Annotated in this window: 14 protein-coding genes and 1 tRNA gene; 4 read left to right on the forward strand and 11 right to left on the reverse strand. The window is 60.6% G+C overall.

Features of this window, described 5'->3' with window-relative positions; genetic code table 11:
- Positions 1–44: 44 nt before the first annotated feature.
- Positions 45–121: transfer RNA gene (locus tag DET50_RS16045), tRNA-Arg, on the reverse strand.
- Between the two features lie 87 nt (positions 122–208).
- On the opposite strand from DET50_RS16045, the gene DET50_RS16050 reads away from it, so the two are divergent.
- Both DET50_RS16050 and DET50_RS16055 read left to right on the forward strand, forming a co-directional pair.
- Positions 209–916 carry a TIGR04283 family arsenosugar biosynthesis glycosyltransferase gene (locus tag DET50_RS16050; RefSeq protein ID WP_113863759.1) on the forward strand — a complete coding sequence of 236 codons (708 nt, stop codon included), beginning with the start codon at positions 209–211 and terminating at the stop codon, positions 914–916.
- Positions 903–1535, forward strand: coding sequence for a TIGR04282 family arsenosugar biosynthesis glycosyltransferase (locus DET50_RS16055; RefSeq protein WP_113863789.1), 633 nt, complete (start codon positions 903–905; stop codon positions 1533–1535). The genes DET50_RS16050 and DET50_RS16055 overlap by 14 nt, the downstream gene beginning before the upstream one ends.
- A 5-nt stretch (positions 1536–1540) precedes the next feature.
- On the opposite strand, the gene DET50_RS16060 is transcribed toward DET50_RS16055, so the two are convergent.
- Together DET50_RS16060 and DET50_RS16065 are read right to left on the reverse strand one after the other, a co-directional pair.
- On the reverse strand, positions 1541–4378 hold the full coding sequence (locus DET50_RS16060; RefSeq protein WP_113863760.1) for an insulinase family protein: 2838 nt from the start codon (positions 4376–4378) through the stop codon (positions 1541–1543).
- A gap of 31 nt (positions 4379–4409) precedes the next feature.
- Positions 4410–4709, reverse strand: a complete 300-nt coding sequence (locus tag DET50_RS16065) for a hypothetical protein (protein WP_092004079.1) — start codon at positions 4707–4709, stop codon at positions 4410–4412.
- Positions 4710–5091: 382 nt separating this feature from the next.
- On the opposite strand from DET50_RS16065, the gene DET50_RS16070 reads away from it, so the two are divergent.
- Positions 5092–7077 (forward strand): SDR family oxidoreductase, encoded by a 1986-nt coding sequence (locus tag DET50_RS16070; RefSeq protein ID WP_113863761.1) that lies wholly within the window; start codon positions 5092–5094, stop codon positions 7075–7077.
- Between the two features lie 57 nt (positions 7078–7134).
- Here DET50_RS16070 and rnt read toward each other — a convergent pair whose 3' ends face one another.
- The 3 genes from rnt to DET50_RS16085 form a co-directional block, all read right to left on the reverse strand.
- The gene (gene rnt / locus DET50_RS16075) at positions 7135–7791 is read right to left on the reverse strand and encodes a ribonuclease T (protein WP_113863762.1); all 657 of its coding nucleotides are present in this window, start codon (positions 7789–7791) and stop codon (positions 7135–7137) included.
- Between the two features lie 43 nt (positions 7792–7834).
- Positions 7835–8866 (reverse strand): dihydroorotase, encoded by a 1032-nt coding sequence (gene pyrC, locus DET50_RS16080; protein ID WP_113863763.1) that lies wholly within the window; start codon positions 8864–8866, stop codon positions 7835–7837.
- Between the two features lie 87 nt (positions 8867–8953).
- Positions 8954–9880, reverse strand: coding sequence for a histone deacetylase family protein (locus tag DET50_RS16085; RefSeq protein WP_113863764.1), 927 nt, complete (start codon positions 9878–9880; stop codon positions 8954–8956).
- A 210-nt stretch (positions 9881–10090) separates the two neighbouring features.
- Here DET50_RS16085 and DET50_RS16090 point away from each other — a divergent pair, with 210 nt between their 5' ends.
- Positions 10091–12844: a bifunctional acetate--CoA ligase family protein/GNAT family N-acetyltransferase gene (locus DET50_RS16090; RefSeq protein WP_113863765.1), complete on the forward strand. Its 2754-nt coding sequence runs from the start codon at positions 10091–10093 to the stop codon at positions 12842–12844.
- Between the two features lie 151 nt (positions 12845–12995).
- On the opposite strand, the gene rdgC is transcribed toward DET50_RS16090, so the two are convergent.
- The 5 genes from rdgC to DET50_RS16115 form a co-directional block, all read right to left on the reverse strand.
- Positions 12996–13922 carry a recombination-associated protein RdgC gene (rdgC, locus tag DET50_RS16095; RefSeq protein WP_113863766.1) on the reverse strand — a complete coding sequence of 309 codons (927 nt, stop codon included), beginning with the start codon at positions 13920–13922 and terminating at the stop codon, positions 12996–12998.
- A 101-nt stretch (positions 13923–14023) separates the two neighbouring features.
- Positions 14024–14224: a DUF2788 domain-containing protein gene (locus tag DET50_RS16100; protein WP_113863767.1), complete on the reverse strand. Its 201-nt coding sequence runs from the start codon at positions 14222–14224 to the stop codon at positions 14024–14026.
- A gap of 23 nt (positions 14225–14247) precedes the next feature.
- Complete coding sequence (gene yaaA / locus DET50_RS16105; protein WP_113863768.1) at positions 14248–15018, reverse strand: peroxide stress protein YaaA; 771 nt, start codon at positions 15016–15018, stop codon at positions 14248–14250.
- Between the two features lie 12 nt (positions 15019–15030).
- Positions 15031–15264: a glutaredoxin family protein gene (locus DET50_RS16110; protein WP_113863769.1), complete on the reverse strand. Its 234-nt coding sequence runs from the start codon at positions 15262–15264 to the stop codon at positions 15031–15033.
- A complete protein-coding gene (locus DET50_RS16115; protein WP_113863770.1) occupies positions 15264–16016 on the reverse strand; it encodes a YciK family oxidoreductase in 753 nt (250 codons plus the stop codon). The genes DET50_RS16110 and DET50_RS16115 overlap by 1 nt, the downstream gene beginning before the upstream one ends.
- Between the last annotated feature and the right edge of the window lie 31 nt (positions 16017–16047).

Consider the following 16047-nt stretch of genomic DNA (forward strand, 5'->3'; position numbering starts at 1 on the left):
GCGAAAAAAGGAAGCGGGATATCACAATCGCAGAAATGGCGGGGTGGTACCCCCGGCAGGACTCGAACCTGCTACCTTCCCCTTAGGAGGGGGACGCTCTATCCAGATGAGCTACGGGGGCAAATCTGCGAGAAGGCCGGTATGATAGCGGGCGAAAGCTTGTGGCTCAAGGTATAGCCGTGCTGGCTGGTCTTTCAGGAGAGTTATTTTGTCCGAGCCGTTCTCGTTAACCGTGATCGTTCCGGTGTGGCAAGAGGCCGGCGCCATCGTCGAAACCCTGCAGGCACTTGGGCCGTTGCGCAAGGCTGGCCACGAGGTGATCGTGGTGGACGCGGGCAGTCCGGACGGGACCGCTGAGCTTGCTCGCCCCTGGTGTGACCGGGTGGTGGTATCCGGCAAGGGCCGGGCGGTGCAGATGAATGCTGGGGCTGCCGTGGCTGCGGGCAATGTGTTGCTGTTCCTCCACGCTGACACCCGGTTGCCAAGATCGGCCCTTGTCGAGCTTGAGAAATTCTCCAGGACCCGGTGTGGCTGGGGCCGCTTCGATGTGGCCCTGAGTGCCCGTCGCCGGATCTTCCGGGTTATCGCCTGGTTCATGAATCGTCGGTCCCGCCTGACTGGAATCTGCACCGGCGATCAGGCCATGTTTGTTCGGCGGGATGTGTTCGAGGCCCTGGGCGGGTTCCGCGAGATCCCTCTGATGGAAGATGTGGAGTTCTCCCGGCGGTTGCGCCTGGTGTCCCGCCCCTGGTGCATCGCAGATCCGGTGGTCACGGACAGCCGGCGCTGGGAACAGAACGGCCCCTGGCGTACTATTTTGCTGATGTGGCGATTGCGTTGGCGTTACTGGCGTGGCGAGTCGCCGGAATCCCTGGCGAAGGCCTATCGATCGGATGTCCGAAATGCCTCTGAGTAATCCTCCCTCCGCTGTTTTTCTCCAGTTTGCCAAGTGGCCCGAGGCTGGCAAGGTCAAGACCCGGCTGATGCCGGAGTTGGGCCCTGTCGGAGCGCTCGAGGCCCATATCCGTCTGACCCTGAACGTGCTCGATAACCTCTGTGCCACCGGTTATCCGGTCGAGTTCTGGTGGGATCGGGAGGTGGACGAACCGACCGGCGAGGTCTTGCCCATTCTCGAAGAGTTGGAAGGCGCGGCACTAGTTCAGATGGTGCAGCAGGGCAGCAGTCTCGGTGAACGAATGGAGGCTGCCTTGGGCCAATCCTTACAGGAATATGACCGGGCCCTGGTCGTTGGTAGCGATTGCCCGTCAGTGGATCCCGATTATGCCCGGCATGCGGTGGCGTGCCTGGCGGATCATGACGTGGTGCTCGGTCCCTCCGACGATGGCGGCTATGTGTTGATTGGCGCTTCCCGGGTAGTCGACGGAATGCTGGAGGATATCGAGTGGGGAACCCCGCAAGTGCTGAAGCAGACGTGCGAGCGACTCGAAAAAGCGGGGCTCAGCTACTTCCTGCTGGAGCCCCGCTGGGATGTGGACGAGCCCGAGGACTGGGCCCGTTTTCTGGGTAGCTGTTGAGTCCGTCAGCTGGCCGGCACCGGCGGCAACTCAGTGAGTTTGCCCAGCGCGCGATCGGCCTCCAGGCCATTGCCCCCGGTGACTACACGCAGTGCCTGATCCCTCGCCAGTACGGATTCACGATAGGTTGAAAGCAATTGCTCTTTCTTGACGTTCTTCACGGCTTCGGCAAGCTGCTCCCTTGAGTTGAAGCTTGCCATGCCACGGTCGATTTCCCGCCAGTAGCGACTGGAGATGTCCCCCAACTGCCGATCCTGTTCCAGCAACTTGCTGATCACGGCCTGTTTCTCCTGATCCAGGCGTTCTTCGGTCAGGCTGGTCAGTACACTCTCAAAGCCTTCCGAGAACTCCCGCACCGCGCGATCAATCTCGCTTTGAGAGGCTGAGGGAGACTGCACCACAAAGCCCAGGGCCGGGGTTTCCAGCATTTCGAACGGGGTCGCGTAAACGATATAGCCGAGCTGACGGCTGGTGCGGATTTCCTCGTAGAACGGGCTGCTGATGATCTGGCCCAGCAGGCGATAGCGGGCCCGCTCTTCGAAGCTGGTGTTGTCCCCCTGCATGTAGAGGGTATAGCCGGTATCGGGGTGATCTACGGCCAGAGATACTTCGGTCTCTTTCTCCGGCAGCTGGCGTACCTGGCTGCGGGGCACTTCGGCAAGACGGCTGTCATCCAGCACAATGGCTTCCACCTGATTGGCGAGATTCAGAGCGTAGGCTTCGGTGACATTGCCGTGGGCCAGCATGACCGGGTCAACCTCGGTCAGCAGGTTGCGGGCGAAGGAGCGCAGCTCCTCGAGGGTAATCTCCCGAGCAGCGGCCAGTTTCTCATCGGTGCTCCAGGCGCCTTCGATCAGGGCGGTCTGGATAAACTCGGAGGTCTGCTCCACCGGGCGGTCCTTGGCCTGGTTCTGCAGGTTGTCGATCAGGTTCTGGCGGGCAATCCGGAATCGCTGTTCGGTCAGCAGCGGATCACCCATCTGGAGCAGAATCCGGTTCAGGAGGCTATGGAGTTTGTCGTTGTAGCCGCCCACGCGGATGGTGATGCCTCGCAGGTGCGAATAGACGCTGTAATCCAGGCCTGCAAGGCTGGCGGCATAGGAGGAGGCATTGAGGTTACTGTTAACCGCATCCACCAGAACCTTGGTGAGCACGGCACTACGGGCACTGGCCCGGGCGGCTGGCGTGCGCAGGCTGACGAAAACGTTGGCCTTGGGTGTGCCAAACCGCGTATCCCGGGCAAACCAGATTTCCATCCCGTCCTGACTCCCCAGTTGCACCGGATTCGCCATGGTGTCGCCGGAAACCAGTCCAAGGTTCTCCGGAACAAAGGGGTTGGGCTGAGGCAGTGCCAGTTGGGCTACCAGCTGTTGCGGCGCGCCGGTGTTGATATCTGTAGGCGAAAGCTCGGTCATTTGCCAGGCGGCGTCGTACCACTTGGTGGTATTGGGCTCTTCCAGTTGCGGCTCCGGGGCCAGCACGAAGACCATCACGTTGTCCGGAGTCAGCCGGTCCAGAATGTCGCGGTATTGCTCAGGTGCATAGCGTTCCATCAGCCAGGGCGCACTCAGGATGTCTTCGGCGGGATAGTGCTGGAGCTGGCCGGCCAGGCGCATGGCCTCGTGCAGAGGCTCTCCCTGCTCCCGGAAGCGGAAATCGATGGTGGCAAGCTGCTGCATTTCCCGGAAGCGGTCCTCGCTGATGCCGGACTGGCGAATCCGCTCGATGTAGTCGAACACCAGCGGCAGGATCTCGTCCTGGCGCTCCAGGCCCTCCGGGGTCAGCGCCATGCTGATTTCCAGCGTCGCGTTATCGCCGGTGTCCATGCCCAGCCCGGCGGAGAGGCTGTCGGCCAGTCCGGCGCGCTTGAGTACATCGAACAGGCTGCCGGGGCCTTCATGACCCAGCAGGTTGGCAATATAGCTTGCAGGCTTGGTCCGGTAGTTGTCCTGCTGGGACGGAATCGGGAAGCTCAGGGTAAGGCTACGGACATCCTTGATGGCATCGGCCGTAACTTTGGACGGCAGGTCGGAGGCGCGGAACATTGGCTCCGGGTGCGCTTTCTGCTCAAGGTTTCGGTTCTCGATGGCACCGAACTTCGGACGAACCATGGATTCAAGCGCGTCCAGGGACTGGGGCCCATAAACCGAGAGCGTCATAAGGTCGGCGGAGTAGTGATCTTCCCAGAACTCGACCAGATCCGGGCGCAGCGGATTCTGTTCGGTATTTTCCAGGGTGCTGAGGTTGCCCACGGCAAACTGACTGAACGCATGATCCGGATTGGCCACGGCTTTTTTCACGGAGTAAAAACGTCGGCCATCATCTTTCTGCTTGGCGCTGAATTCAGAGTGCACGGCATTGCGCTCGCGGTCCACCAGTTCCGGGGTGAACAGCGGAGCGGAGAACTGCTGGGCGAATCGGTCCAGGGCGGGTTCCAGGAACTGCGCCTGCACATCGAAGAAGTAGTTGGTGTCCTGGAAGGCGGTGAACGCATTGTGACTGCCGCCATGGCTCTTGATGAACTGCTGGTATTCGCCGGGTTCCGGGTACTTCTCGGTGCCCAGGAACAGCATGTGCTCGAGGAAGTGGGAGAGGCCCTCGCGCCCCTTCGGGTCGTCTCCGCTACCCACGGCGACGTTCAGCGATGCGGCCGCTTTGTCCGCTTCCGGGTCGGAAACCAGGATTGCCCTGAGGCCGTTGTCCAGTTCCAGATACCGGTACCGGTTATCGTCGTTCGGGCTCTTGCGGATGTCTCCGGCGGCCAGTGCCAGGCTGCCCAGAAGCAGCAATGCCAGGCATGACAGTACTTGAGCAAATTGGCGGATCGGCTTTCCGTGGGTCATAGGGCCTCTGCGGTCTGTGGATTCGGTGGCTTCAGTGCATCAGCGCGTTGCGGGTGGCCTCGGGCTGCTGGTCCAGGGTTTTACGTGCCAGATCGGCTGCTTTCTCACTGTCCAGTTGGCCCGATGCAATCCGCTCAAGCACGGTGGCCATGATGGCGACGGACTGTCGGTACTCGGAGAATTCAGCCTGGAAGGCCTGATCGATGGCCTCGTACACGGCCTGGATTTTTTCCTCCCGGGAGCCGGAGTTGGCGGCGGTGTCGTTGATAGCCTTCAGGCATGCCCGGGCGATGGCGATGTAGCGTTCAGTGTTCGGATTGTCTTTTTGCATGGATGTGGTTTTCAGGGAACCTTGTTGACTGTGACATGAAATGACGCCGGAAAGCGCAATAAGTTCCTGATTATGGCATTGCCGGCCAAGGGTTTCATGGCTTTCTGTGACGGGATTTTCAAGGCCGGCAATACGGCCACCGTGTGCTAGTCTCAGAGACAATGTGTCGGAAAACTCGCCAGGCCCGTTGTGGGGCCTGTCCGGTAATTAGAGTAATGGCTCTATATAAAACAATAGCTTAAAGAGTAAATGCTCTAAAAAAGTTCGATACATGAACGTTGCAATTAAGTACAATGCCGGCGTTTTCGGGTGGCTACGACTTTAGTCGAATGGCGTCCGGCATGGATAGACAAAAACAGAGCAACAGGCAGGGTGGAATTTAATGAACTACTTCCTTACTGGTGGTACCGGATTTATTGGCCGTTTTCTCGTTGAGAAGCTTCTGGCGCGGGGCGGCACTGTTCACGTACTGGTGCGCGAACAAAGCCAGGACAAGCTCCAGAAACTCCGGGAGCGCTGGGGTGCGGATGAATCTCAGGTCAAGGCGGTGATCGGTGACCTGACCAGCCCGAATCTGGGGATCGACGCCAGTGCCATGGCTGGCCTCAAGGGCAAGATTGACCATTTCTTCCACCTTGCCGCCGTCTACGACATGGGCGCGGATGAGCAGAGCCAGCAGGCAGCCAACATCGACGGTACCCGTGCCGCCGTCCAGGCCGCCGAAGCCATGGGTGCGAAGCACTTCCATCACGTTTCCTCCATTGCGGCGGCAGGGCTGTTCAAGGGCACCTTCCGGGAAGATATGTTCGAGGAAGCGGAAAAACTCGATCACCCCTACCTGCTCACCAAGCACGAGTCCGAAAAGGTGGTGCGGGAAGAGTGCAAGGTTCCGTTCCGCATTTACCGTCCGGGCATGGTCATCGGCCACTCCAAAACCGGTGAAATGGACAAGGTGGATGGCCCTTACTACTTCTTCAAGATGATCCAGAAGATCCGCCAGGCGCTGCCCCAGTGGGTGCCGACCATCGGCATCGAGGGCGGTCGCCTGAACATCGTGCCGGTGGATTTCGTGGCCGAGGCGTTGGATCACATTGCCCACCTCGAGGGCGAGGACGGTAACTGCTTCCACCTGGTGGATTCCGATCCCTACAAGGTTGGCGAGATCCTCAATATTTTCAGCGAGGCCGGCCACGCTCCGAAGATGGGCATGCGTATCGATTCCCGGATGTTCGGCTTTATCCCGCCGTTTATCCGCCAGAGCGTCAAGAACCTGCCGCCGGTGAAGCGCATTACCAGCGCGGTGCTGGATGACATGGGTATCCCGCCGTCGGTGATGTCGTTCATCAACTATCCCACCCGCTTTGACGCCCGCGAGACCGAGCGGGTGCTGAAGGGTACCGGTATCGAGGTACCGCGCCTGCCGGACTACGCTCCGGTGATCTGGGATTACTGGGAGCGGAACCTGGATCCGGACCTGTTCAAGGATCGCACCCTCAAGGGTACTGTGGAGGGCCGGGTGTGCGTGGTCACCGGTGCAACTTCCGGAATCGGTCTGGCGACCGCCCAGAAGCTGGCGGATGCCGGTGCCATTCTGGTCATCGGGGCGCGCAAGCCCGAGCGGCTGAAGGAAGTAGCGGCGGAACTGGAATCCCGTGGTGCCAGCGTGCACGCCTACCAGTGCGATTTCTCGGACATGGACGCCTGTGACGAGTTCATCAAGACCGTACTGGACAACCACGGCCATGTGGATGTGCTGGTGAACAACGCCGGCCGTTCTATTCGCCGGTCCCTGGATCTGTCCTTTGACCGCTTCCACGATTTCGAGCGCACCATGCAGCTGAACTACTTCGGTTCCGTGCGGCTGATCATGGGCTTTGCCCCGAGCATGCTGGAGCGCCGTCGCGGTCACGTGGTGAACATTTCCTCCATCGGGGTGCTCACCAACGCTCCGAGGTTCTCGGCCTATGTGGCGTCCAAGTCCGCCCTGGATGCGTTCAGCCGCTGTGCGGCGGCGGAGTGGTCGGATCGTAACGTTACCTTCACCACCATCAACATGCCGCTGGTGAAAACGCCGATGATTGCGCCGACCAAGATCTACGATCAGGTGCCGACGCTGACCCCGGACGAGGCGGCGGACATGGTGGCCGAGGCGATCGTCTACCGGCCCAAGCGCATTGCCACCCGCCTGGGCATCTTCGCCCAGGTGCTGCATGCACTGGCGCCGAAGATGGGCGAGATCATCATGAACACCGGTTACCGGATGTTCCCGGATTCGCCGGCTGCCGCCGGCAGCAAGTCCGGCGAGAAGCCGAAAGTGTCCACGGAGCAAGTGGCCTTTGCGGCGATCATGCGGGGTATCTACTGGTAACGGTGGTCACGCAGGCATTAAAAAACCCGCTTCGGCGGGTTTTTTAATGGGTAACCGTTATTGCTCGGGGATCTCCACCGGAGGCGGCGGGAAACCGCCCAGCTCCTTCCAGCGATTGACGATGCCGCAGAACAGGTCGGCGGTTTTTTCCGCATCGTAGGCCGCCGAATGGGCTTCCTTGTTGCTGAACGGGATACCGGCCAGCTTGCAGGCCTGGGCCAGCACGGTATGGCCGTAGGCGAGGCCTGCGAGGGTGGCGGTATCGAACGTGGAGAACGGGTGGAAGGGATTGCGCTTGATGTCTGCGCGCATGGCGGCGGCGAACACGAAATTGTGGTCGAAGGTGGCGTTGTGGCCCACCAGTACCGCCCGCTTGCAGTCATGGGCCTTCACCGCCTTGCGGATCGGGCTGAAAATTTCGCTCAGGCCCTCGCGCTCGGGCACAGCCTCGCGGCTGGGATCCCAGGGATCGATGCCGGTAAAGTCCAGGGCAGACTGTTCCAGGTTGGCGCCTTCGAACGGGTCGATCTGCTGTACGTAGGTCTCGCCCCGGCGCAACCAGCCGTCGTCATCCAGGGTCAGCAGTACTGCTGCCACTTCCAGCAAGGCATCCCGCTCGGGGTTGAAGCCGGCGGTTTCCACATCGACCACCACGGGCAGGAAGCCACGGAAGCGTTTGGACATGGGATGCGGTTCTTTGTTTTCGTCTGTCACTCGAACTCCGGTTGTCGACAGTGTGTGTACTCGGCGTAACAGATTACGCCATTTGCCAGTTAACGGTTTCACCGGCTTTCAGAGGCACAATGGAGCCACCTGCCAGGGGCAGTTGCTCGGGCATGGTCCAGGGCTTGCGCACCAGGGTGATGGAGTCCTGGTTGCGGGGCAGGCCGTAGAAGTCGGCGCCGTTATGGCTGGCGAAGGCCTCGAACTTGTCCAGGATGCCCAGTTCCTCGAAGATTTCCGCGTACAGGCCAATGGCGCCGAAGGCAGAGTAGCAACCAGCACAGCCGCAGGCGGCTTCTTTCTTGTCCCGGGCGTGGGGGGCGGAATCGGTGCCCAGGAAGAAACGCTTGTCGCCGCTGGCTACTGCATCCCGAAGCGCCTGCTGGTGCAGGTTGCGCTTCAGGATCGGCAGACAGTACAGGTGAGGGCGGATGCCGCCAACCAACATGTGGTTGCGGTTGTACATCAGGTGTTGCGGCGTCAGCGTCGCGCCGAGATTGCCACCCTTGTAGTCACGGACAAAATTTGCGGAGTCGGCGGTGGTGATGTGTTCGAGAACCATCTTCAGGCCCGGGAACGCCTCGAGTGTTGGTGCCAGCACCTGCTCCAGGAAGACTTTTTCCCGGTCGAAGATATCAATGTCGGCATCGGTGACCTCGCCGTGCACCAGCAACAGCATGCCGCAATCCGCCATGGCTTCGAGCACCGGGTAGATATTGCGGATGTCCTTCACGCCGGAGGCGGAATTGGTGGTTGCCCCGGCCGGGTAGAGTTTGGCGGCGATAACGCCGGCGGCCCTGGCTTCCCGGATTGTCTCAGGCGTGGTGGCTTCGGTCAGGTAAAGGGTCATCAGCGGTTCGAAGTCAGTGCCGCTGGCTGCTGCCAGGATGCGTTCGCGGTAGGCGCTCGCGTCGGCTGCGGTGACCACCGGCGGCACCAGGTTGGGCATGATGATGGCACGGCCGAAACAGGCGGCGGTGGCCGGAACCACGTCCTTGAGGATATCCCCGTCGCGGACGTGCAGGTGCCAGTCGTCCGGGCGGGTGATGGTCAGCTGTTCTGTCATGGATGTTTTCCGGGAGGCCTGAAAATTTGCAGAATTATATCAGAAGGTGAACAACGTTGTTGCTCACCCTCCCGGAGAACCCGTGGATCAGTAGACGGAGTCCAGAACTTCCAGGTGTGCGGCCACGCTCTCGGCCAGGGCCCTGAGGTGGTAGCCCCCCTCCAGGGTAGAGATGATGCGGTCGTTGGAATAGTCGTTGGCGACGCTGGTAATCATTTCGGTGAGCCAGCGGAAGTCTTCGGTCTCCAGGTTGAGCTCAGCCATCGGGTCCAGCTTGTGGGCGTCGAAACCGGCGGAGATCAGGATGACCTGGGGCTTGAAGTCCTGCAGTTTCTTCAGCCACGCCGCCTCTACGGTTTTCCGGTACTCCGCTGATGAGCAGCCTGCCTCGATCGGGGCGTTGACGATATTCGGCGCCTGGCGGTGCACATGGGAGTGGGGATAGAACGGGTGCTGGAAACTGGAACACATGAGAATGCGCTCGTCACCACCGACGATGTCCGCGGTGCCGTTGCCCTGGTGCACATCGAAATCGACGATCGCCACCCGGTCCAGGTGGTGGAAGTTCAATGCCCGCATCGCGGCCAGTGCGATGTTGTTGTAGAAGCAGAAACCCATGGATTTGGCCCGCTCGGCATGGTGGCCGGGTGGACGGGCGCAGACAAAGGCGTTGGTGACCTGGCTGCTCATCACCATGTCCACCGCCTGGACATTGGCGCCGGCGGCCAGGCGGGCGGCCCGCAGGGTATCGGGCATCATCGCGGTGTCCGGGTCGGTAAAGACGCGGCCGCGGGTCGGCTCCATCAGTTCCAGCTGCTGCAGGTACTTTTCCGGGTGCACGGCCAGCAGTTGATCGCGGGTGACCTCTTCGGGACGAACCCAGTCCAGGTCCTGCTCCAGGTGGGTGTCTGCCAGGTAGGCGAGGATCGTGGAAATGCGTTCCGGGCATTCCGGATGATCCGGCCCCATGTTGTGTTTCATGCAGTCGTCGTGGGAAAAGAATGCCGTGGTCATACGTCTCTCAGCGTCCCGGATATGCTTGTATTTTCATCAATGTTATCAGGGAAAACCGCAGTCCGTCGTATTTCTTTGGTCTTATAGGGCTGATAGCCGTTTTACATCAATACCGGAAGGCCTAAGATAAGGTGTACACAGATAAGTAACCTGTTTTATTGACGTTATCACCTGAACCGGCCCGGCGGGGGCTGGTCTGAGGAGACCGCCTTGAGCACCCGTTACCTGGAAAGTCTTTTCAACCCCAGCTCCATCGTCGTGATCGGTGCCTCCGAGCGCGCCGACAACCTCGGGGGTATGGTCCTGCGGAACCTTCTCGGTGGCGGCTACCCCACGGAAAAACTGCTGGTGATCAACCAGAGTGGCTACGAGAACGTCCACGGCGTGCCGTGTGTGCCCAAGGTGGCGAAGATGGACTTCTCCCCGGACCTGGCCATTATCTGTACCCCGCCCGATACCGTCGCAAAAACCATCAAGCGCCTGGGCGAGGCCGGAGTGCGTACTGCCATCGTGATGACCGGTGGCATGTCCCGGACCCACAGCAAGACCGGGCAGCCGCTGATGTATTCCGTGCGAGAGGCTGCCAAGGAGACCGGCATCCGCGTACTGGGGCCGAACACCATCGGCCTGATGGTGCCAGCTCGTAGTCTGAACGCCACCTATGCCCACATGGGTGCCATTCCGGGGAGGGTGGCCTTTGTGGGGCAGAGCGGCACCATCGCGAGCTCGGTGCTGGACTGGGCGTTTGCCCGGGGTGTGGGGTTTTCCTACTTCCTGACCCTGGGTGATGGCATGGACATCGATCACGATGACCTGATCGATTACCTGGCCCAGGACACCCAGACCCGCGCCATCCTGCTGCACATCGAGAACGTGCCCAACCCCCGGCGTTTCATGTCGGCGGTGAGGGTGGCGTCGCGCACCAAGCCGGTGATTGCGGTGAAGTCCGGGCGGGTGCCAGAGTCGGAATGGTTCCATCATGAATTGCCTGCCGGCCTGAAACGCAGTGACCCGATCTACGATGCCATGCTGCAGCGGGCCGGTGTGTTGCGGGTGGATGGCCTGGGGCAGATGTTCGATGCCCTGGAAACCCTGACCCGCATGCGGCCGTTACGCCGCGAGTCCCTGGCGATCATGGCCAACGGCGTTGGCCCCGGGGTGCTGGCGGTGGACCGGCTGGCAGACCTGGGCGGCGAGCTGGCGGAGTTGTCGGAACAGAGCATTGAATCCCTGGCCGAATTGCTGCCACCGTACTGGACCCGCAAGAACCCCATCGACCTGAACTACGACGCCTCTCCTGAACTCTACGCCCAGGCTATCAAGATCCTGGCCAAGGATCCTGAGGTGGCCAATGTGCTGGTCATGTATGCGCCCAGTCTGACCGAGGACAGCCTGCAGATCGCCGATGCGGTGGTGCAGGCCTCCAAGGGGACGCGTCTGAACGTTTTCACCTGCTGGCTGGGCCAGAGCACGGTGATGGAAGCGCGGGAGGAATTCTACCGGGCAGGGCTTCCATCCTTCTTCAACCCGGAGAAGGCGGTGATGGCGTTCATGCAGCATGTCCGGCACCAGCGCGTGCAGCGCCTGCTGACAGAGACGCCTGAGTCCTTTACCGACCATTTTGCCGACCGGAACCGGCCCCGTCGGCTGGTGGCCAACGCCCTGCGTTCAGGGCGGATGCATCTCTCCAACCGGGAAGCCCGGGACGTAATCCGGGATTACGGCATCAATACTATCGACACCATCTACTGCGACGACATCGAGGAGGTGCTGGAAGCCTTCGCGGTGGAGCGTCGGCCGGTGGATATCACCATTGTGCACGAGCAGGCCTGCCACCCGTTTCTCGACCTGAGCCCGACCCAGCGCCGTTACAAGGGCACGGTGAAGAAGCTCAACAGCGAGGCGGCGATCATGGACTCCTGCCGCTTCCTGATGGAGGAATACCAGGAGCATTTCCCGAACAGTGGATTCCTGGGGTTTGCGGTCCAGCGATCCTACCAGCATGTGGGCGGCGTGGAATTCAGCGTAGGCATTACCCGGGATTCCGAGTTCGGGCCGCTGGTGGTGTGCGGGGCCTCGGGCGCCCAGATCAATGTGATGACCGACCGGCAAATTGCACTGCCGCCGCTTAACATGGTGCTGGCCCGGGAGCTGCTGCGGCGCACCTACATGTACAAGCTCCTGAAGGAGCATAGCCTCAAGCCGGAGGAGGACATCCGGGCGGTGTCCGAAACCCTGGTGACCCTGTCTCAGATCGTGATCGATATTCCCGAGATCAAGGGGCTGGAGATCTCGCCGCTGTTGTTCAACGAGAGCGGGGCAGTGGCGGTCAACATTGCCATAAACCTGGATGACGCGCCGACCAGGCCGATTATCCAGCCCTATCCCCGTGAGCTGGAGGAGTGGATTGTACTGCCCAAGTCCGGCCGCCGGGTGATCATCCGGCCGGTGCTGGCGGAAGACGAGCCGGCACACCGGGAGTTTCACGAGCACCAGTCACCGGAATCCATCCGCTACCGGTTCTTCCAGTACCGCAAGCACTTCTCCCGGGAAGACGTGGCCCAGATGGTGCAGATCGACTACGACCGGGAAATGGTGTTCATCGCCAACGCGCCCCGGGAGGACGGCGAAGGCGAGGAAACCCTCGGCACCGTGCGCACCTGGACCGACGCCGACAACCTGCGCTGCGAGTTTGCGGTGATGGTGGATGACAAGATGAAAGGCGAAGGCCTGGGCGTGGCCCTGATGCAGAAGATGATCGATTACTGCCGCGCCCGGGGCACCGTGGAAATGATCGGCAACGTGCTGCCGGATAACAGGCCGATGTTGCAGCTGGCGGAGCATCTCGGTTTTGAGATCAAGTACAACACCGAGGAAGAGGTGATGGATCTGCGGCTGGTGCTGAATGAGCCGGAGAAGGATTGGCAGAAGGAGAGGCTGAAGAAGCGCGGGGCGCATCTCTGACCGGCCGCGGGTGGGGCCGCCAGGATGGGGTCAGAAGAACGAGTTCTTCAGACCCCTGTGCCGAAGTCAGCGCCCAGCACAGGGGTCTGATGAAAGCTTTCATCTGACCCCATTTTCAAGTCTGGCCCCATTTTTAAGTCTCACCCCATTTTCACTCTTCGACAATCGCCGAGCGATCCTCGCCCCCGAGGGCTTCCAGCAGCCCCGGAATCATCCGGGACAACTCCAGCGTCATCAGGCTGAAGGCGGCGTCAAACTTGGCCACGGCATCATCGGCGTCAACGTCATCCAGCTGCTCCTGCAGGGTCTCGCCGAATTTCAGGCGGCGGATGCCCAGTTCCTCGTCCAGCACGAAAGAGACGTTCTCATCCCAGGTCACGGCCAGCTTGGTGACCTGCATGCCGGCTTCCAGGTGGTTGCGGATTTCGTCGGCTTTCAGGTCCAGGCCCTTGCAGCGCACCACGCCGCCGTCCTCGGAGGGATCCTTCAGTTCACACTCGCTACCCAGGGCAATGCTGGCGGGCAGGTCGATGGTTTCGTTCAGCCAGCCGGTAAAGGTGAAGGCGGGCGACTGCTCCACGGCGGGCGGCCGGACCGGGAGGGAACCCAGACTCTTGCGCAGGGTCGAAGCCAGATCTTCCGCCTGTTTGGCAGAACCGGCATCCACCACCAGAACGCCGTCCTGGGGTGCCAGGTAGGCGTAGCAGCGCCGGTTCTTGGAAAAGGCCTGGGGCAGCATTTCCAGCATCACCTGTTCCTTTATTTCGTCCTTTTCCTTGCGACGCACCTTGCGGCCCTGTTCAATTTCTATGGCCTCGGCCCGTTCCTCTACGGCTTCCTTCACCACTGGCCCGGGCAGGATTTTCTCTTCCTTTCGCAGGGAAATCAGGTGGTAGCCGTTGGCGCTGTGCACCAGTTGCTCGCCATGCTTGCCCAGCGGCGCCACCCAACCCTGCCGGCTGGTTTCCTGGGGGCCGCAGGGTTTGAAGGCATCGGCCTCCAGCTTCTCTTCCAGCTCCTCAGGGGAGATATCGAACGGCTTGGTAAAACGGAATACGCGGGCGTTACGAAACCACATCAGGTTCGGTCCTTGCTCTTGGTTTGAATCGGTGATGGTTCGAAAAGGGGGGAAGGATGATACGGCCACCGGGCGGTGGCCGTAAAGTGACGGGTATCACGCTATATCTGCATGATCTCGACCAGCACCGTCTTGACGATAAAGCCGACCACGCCGGCTCCCAGGACGGTAAACAGGGCAATGGTACCAAACTTGCCGGCCTGGGATTTCTTGGCGAGATCCCAGACGATGAAACCCATCCAGATAATCAGGCCGGTCAGAAACACCAGCATGGCGATCTGGGAAAAGACTGCTTCGTTCATTGATTACTCCGATAACAACTGAATTACTGTTCGTCGCGCAGGAAAACCCAGTTGTTCTTGTCGGACTGGTCTTCGCTGAAATAGTAGCCTTCGAGGTTGAAACCCTTGAGGTCGTCGGCCTGGGTGATGCGGTTCTGGATCGCATAGCGGCACATCAGGCCCCGGGCTTTCTTGGCGTAGAAACTGATCATCTTGTACTGGCCGTTTTTCCAGTCCTTGAACTGGGGCGTAACCAGCCGGCCATCGAGATCTTTCTTCTTCACGCTCTTGAAGTACTCGTTGGAGGCCAGGTTCACCAGTACGCCGTCATCCTCGGCCAGCAGGCGGTTGATCTCGTCGGTGATCTTGTTGCCCCAGAAGGCATAGAGATCCTTGCCACGTTTGTTTTCGAACCTGGTGCCCATCTCCAGCCGGTAGGGCTGCATCAGGTCCAGCGGCCGGAGGATGCCATACAGGCCGGAGAGCATGCGCAGGTGTTCCTGGGCAAAGGCAAAGTCTTCCTCGCTGAAGCTCTCGGCGTCCAGGCCGGTATACACGTCACCCTTGAACGCCAGCACCGCCTGGCGGGCATTCTCCGGTGTGAACGGCGTGTGCCAGGCCCGGAAGCGCTCGGCGTTGAGCTGGCCCAGCTTGTCGCTGATGCTCATCAGGTTACTGATCTGGTGCGGCTCCAGTTCCTTGAGCTGGTCAATCAGTTCGCAGGCATCGTCCAGAAAGTCCGGCTGGGTGTAGCTTTCCGTTGCCAGCGGGCTCTCGTAGTCCAGCGTCTTGGCAGGGGAGATAACCATCAACATGTCAGGAAATCCTCATTGCAGAAAGGTCAGTAACTGGTCCCTGGTAAACGGCCAGTCCAGCTCCGCACCGGTGTCGTTACGGCGCAGCACCGGGATGCGGGTGCCGTAACGCTCAACCAGCTCTTCAGACTGGGCAATGTCCACCACGTCCACCGGAATCGGTTCCGGCATGGGCGTGTTCACCAGCAGGGCTTCTGCCAGTTCGCACAGGTGGCACTGGGATGTGGTGTAAAAGTACAGTTCCATTATTTCTTGGGCTGCGCGTCCAGTTGTTGGCCGTTGACGCCCTGGCTGTCCTTGCCCATCAGGTACAGGTAGATGGGCATCAGGTCTTCCGGCGCCGGGTTCTGCTGCGGGTTTTCCGCAGGATAGGCTTTGGCGCGCATATTGGTCCGGGTGGCGCCCGGATTCAGGCTGTTGACGCGGATGTTGTGCCGCTCGTCGTCCAGTTCATCGGCCAGCAACTGACTCAGTCCCTCAACGGCGAACTTGGAAACCGCATAGGCACCCCAATAGGCCTTGGCCTTCCGACCCACGCCGGAGGAGGTGAAAATCACCGAAGCGCTATCGGACTGGCGCAGGAGAGGAATCATGGCACGGCTGAGCAGGAACGGTGCGGTGGCATTCACATGCATCACCTTGTTCCACATCTCGGGATCATACAACTCGACCGGGCTGCGGTTACCGAGGATGGCAGCGTTATGCAGCAGGCCATCCAGCCGGCCGAAGTTGTCTTCGATGGTCATCGCCAGCTCTTCGTAATCCTTCACTGCCGCGCCCTCGAAATTCATCGGGACGATAGCCGGCTTGGGATGTCCGGCGGCCTCGATCTCGTCGTAGACTTTCTCAAGCTTCGATACGGTACGACCCACCAGGATCACTGTGGCGCCATGGGCGGCATAGGCCTTGGCGGCGGCACGTCCGATTCCGCTGCCGGCACCTGTCACCATCACGATGCGGTCCTGCAGAAGATCGGCTGGTGCTTGGTAATCTTGCATAACCTGTCTCCGTTTCAGGTTGTTGCCGGTC

Origin of the sequence: Marinobacter pelagius (genome assembly GCF_003315345.1) — a bacterium.
Taxonomy (GTDB): domain Bacteria; phylum Pseudomonadota; class Gammaproteobacteria; order Pseudomonadales; family Oleiphilaceae; genus Marinobacter; species Marinobacter pelagius_A.

Excerpts from the sequence above, each read along its gene's own strand:
- DET50_RS16055 (WP_113863789.1), top strand. The coding sequence starts at position 903 with ATGCCTCTGAGTAATCCTCCCTCCGCTGTTTTTCTCCAGTTTGCCAAG.
- DET50_RS16060 (WP_113863760.1), bottom strand. The coding sequence starts at position 4,378 with ATGACCCACGGAAAGCCGATCCGCCAATTTGCTCAAGTACTGTCATGC.
- DET50_RS16065 (WP_092004079.1), bottom strand. The coding sequence starts at position 4,709 with ATGCAAAAAGACAATCCGAACACTGAACGCTACATCGCCATCGCCCGG.
- DET50_RS16070 (WP_113863761.1), top strand. The coding sequence starts at position 5,092 with ATGAACTACTTCCTTACTGGTGGTACCGGATTTATTGGCCGTTTTCTC.
- pyrC (WP_113863763.1), bottom strand. The coding sequence starts at position 8,866 with ATGACAGAACAGCTGACCATCACCCGCCCGGACGACTGGCACCTGCAC.
- DET50_RS16085 (WP_113863764.1), bottom strand. The coding sequence starts at position 9,880 with ATGACCACGGCATTCTTTTCCCACGACGACTGCATGAAACACAACATG.
- rdgC (WP_113863766.1), bottom strand. The coding sequence starts at position 13,922 with ATGTGGTTTCGTAACGCCCGCGTATTCCGTTTTACCAAGCCGTTCGAT.
- DET50_RS16100 (WP_113863767.1), bottom strand. The coding sequence starts at position 14,224 with ATGAACGAAGCAGTCTTTTCCCAGATCGCCATGCTGGTGTTTCTGACC.
- yaaA (WP_113863768.1), bottom strand. The coding sequence starts at position 15,018 with ATGTTGATGGTTATCTCCCCTGCCAAGACGCTGGACTACGAGAGCCCG.
- DET50_RS16110 (WP_113863769.1), bottom strand. The coding sequence starts at position 15,264 with ATGGAACTGTACTTTTACACCACATCCCAGTGCCACCTGTGCGAACTG.
- DET50_RS16115 (WP_113863770.1), bottom strand. The coding sequence starts at position 16,016 with ATGCAAGATTACCAAGCACCAGCCGATCTTCTGCAGGACCGCATCGTG.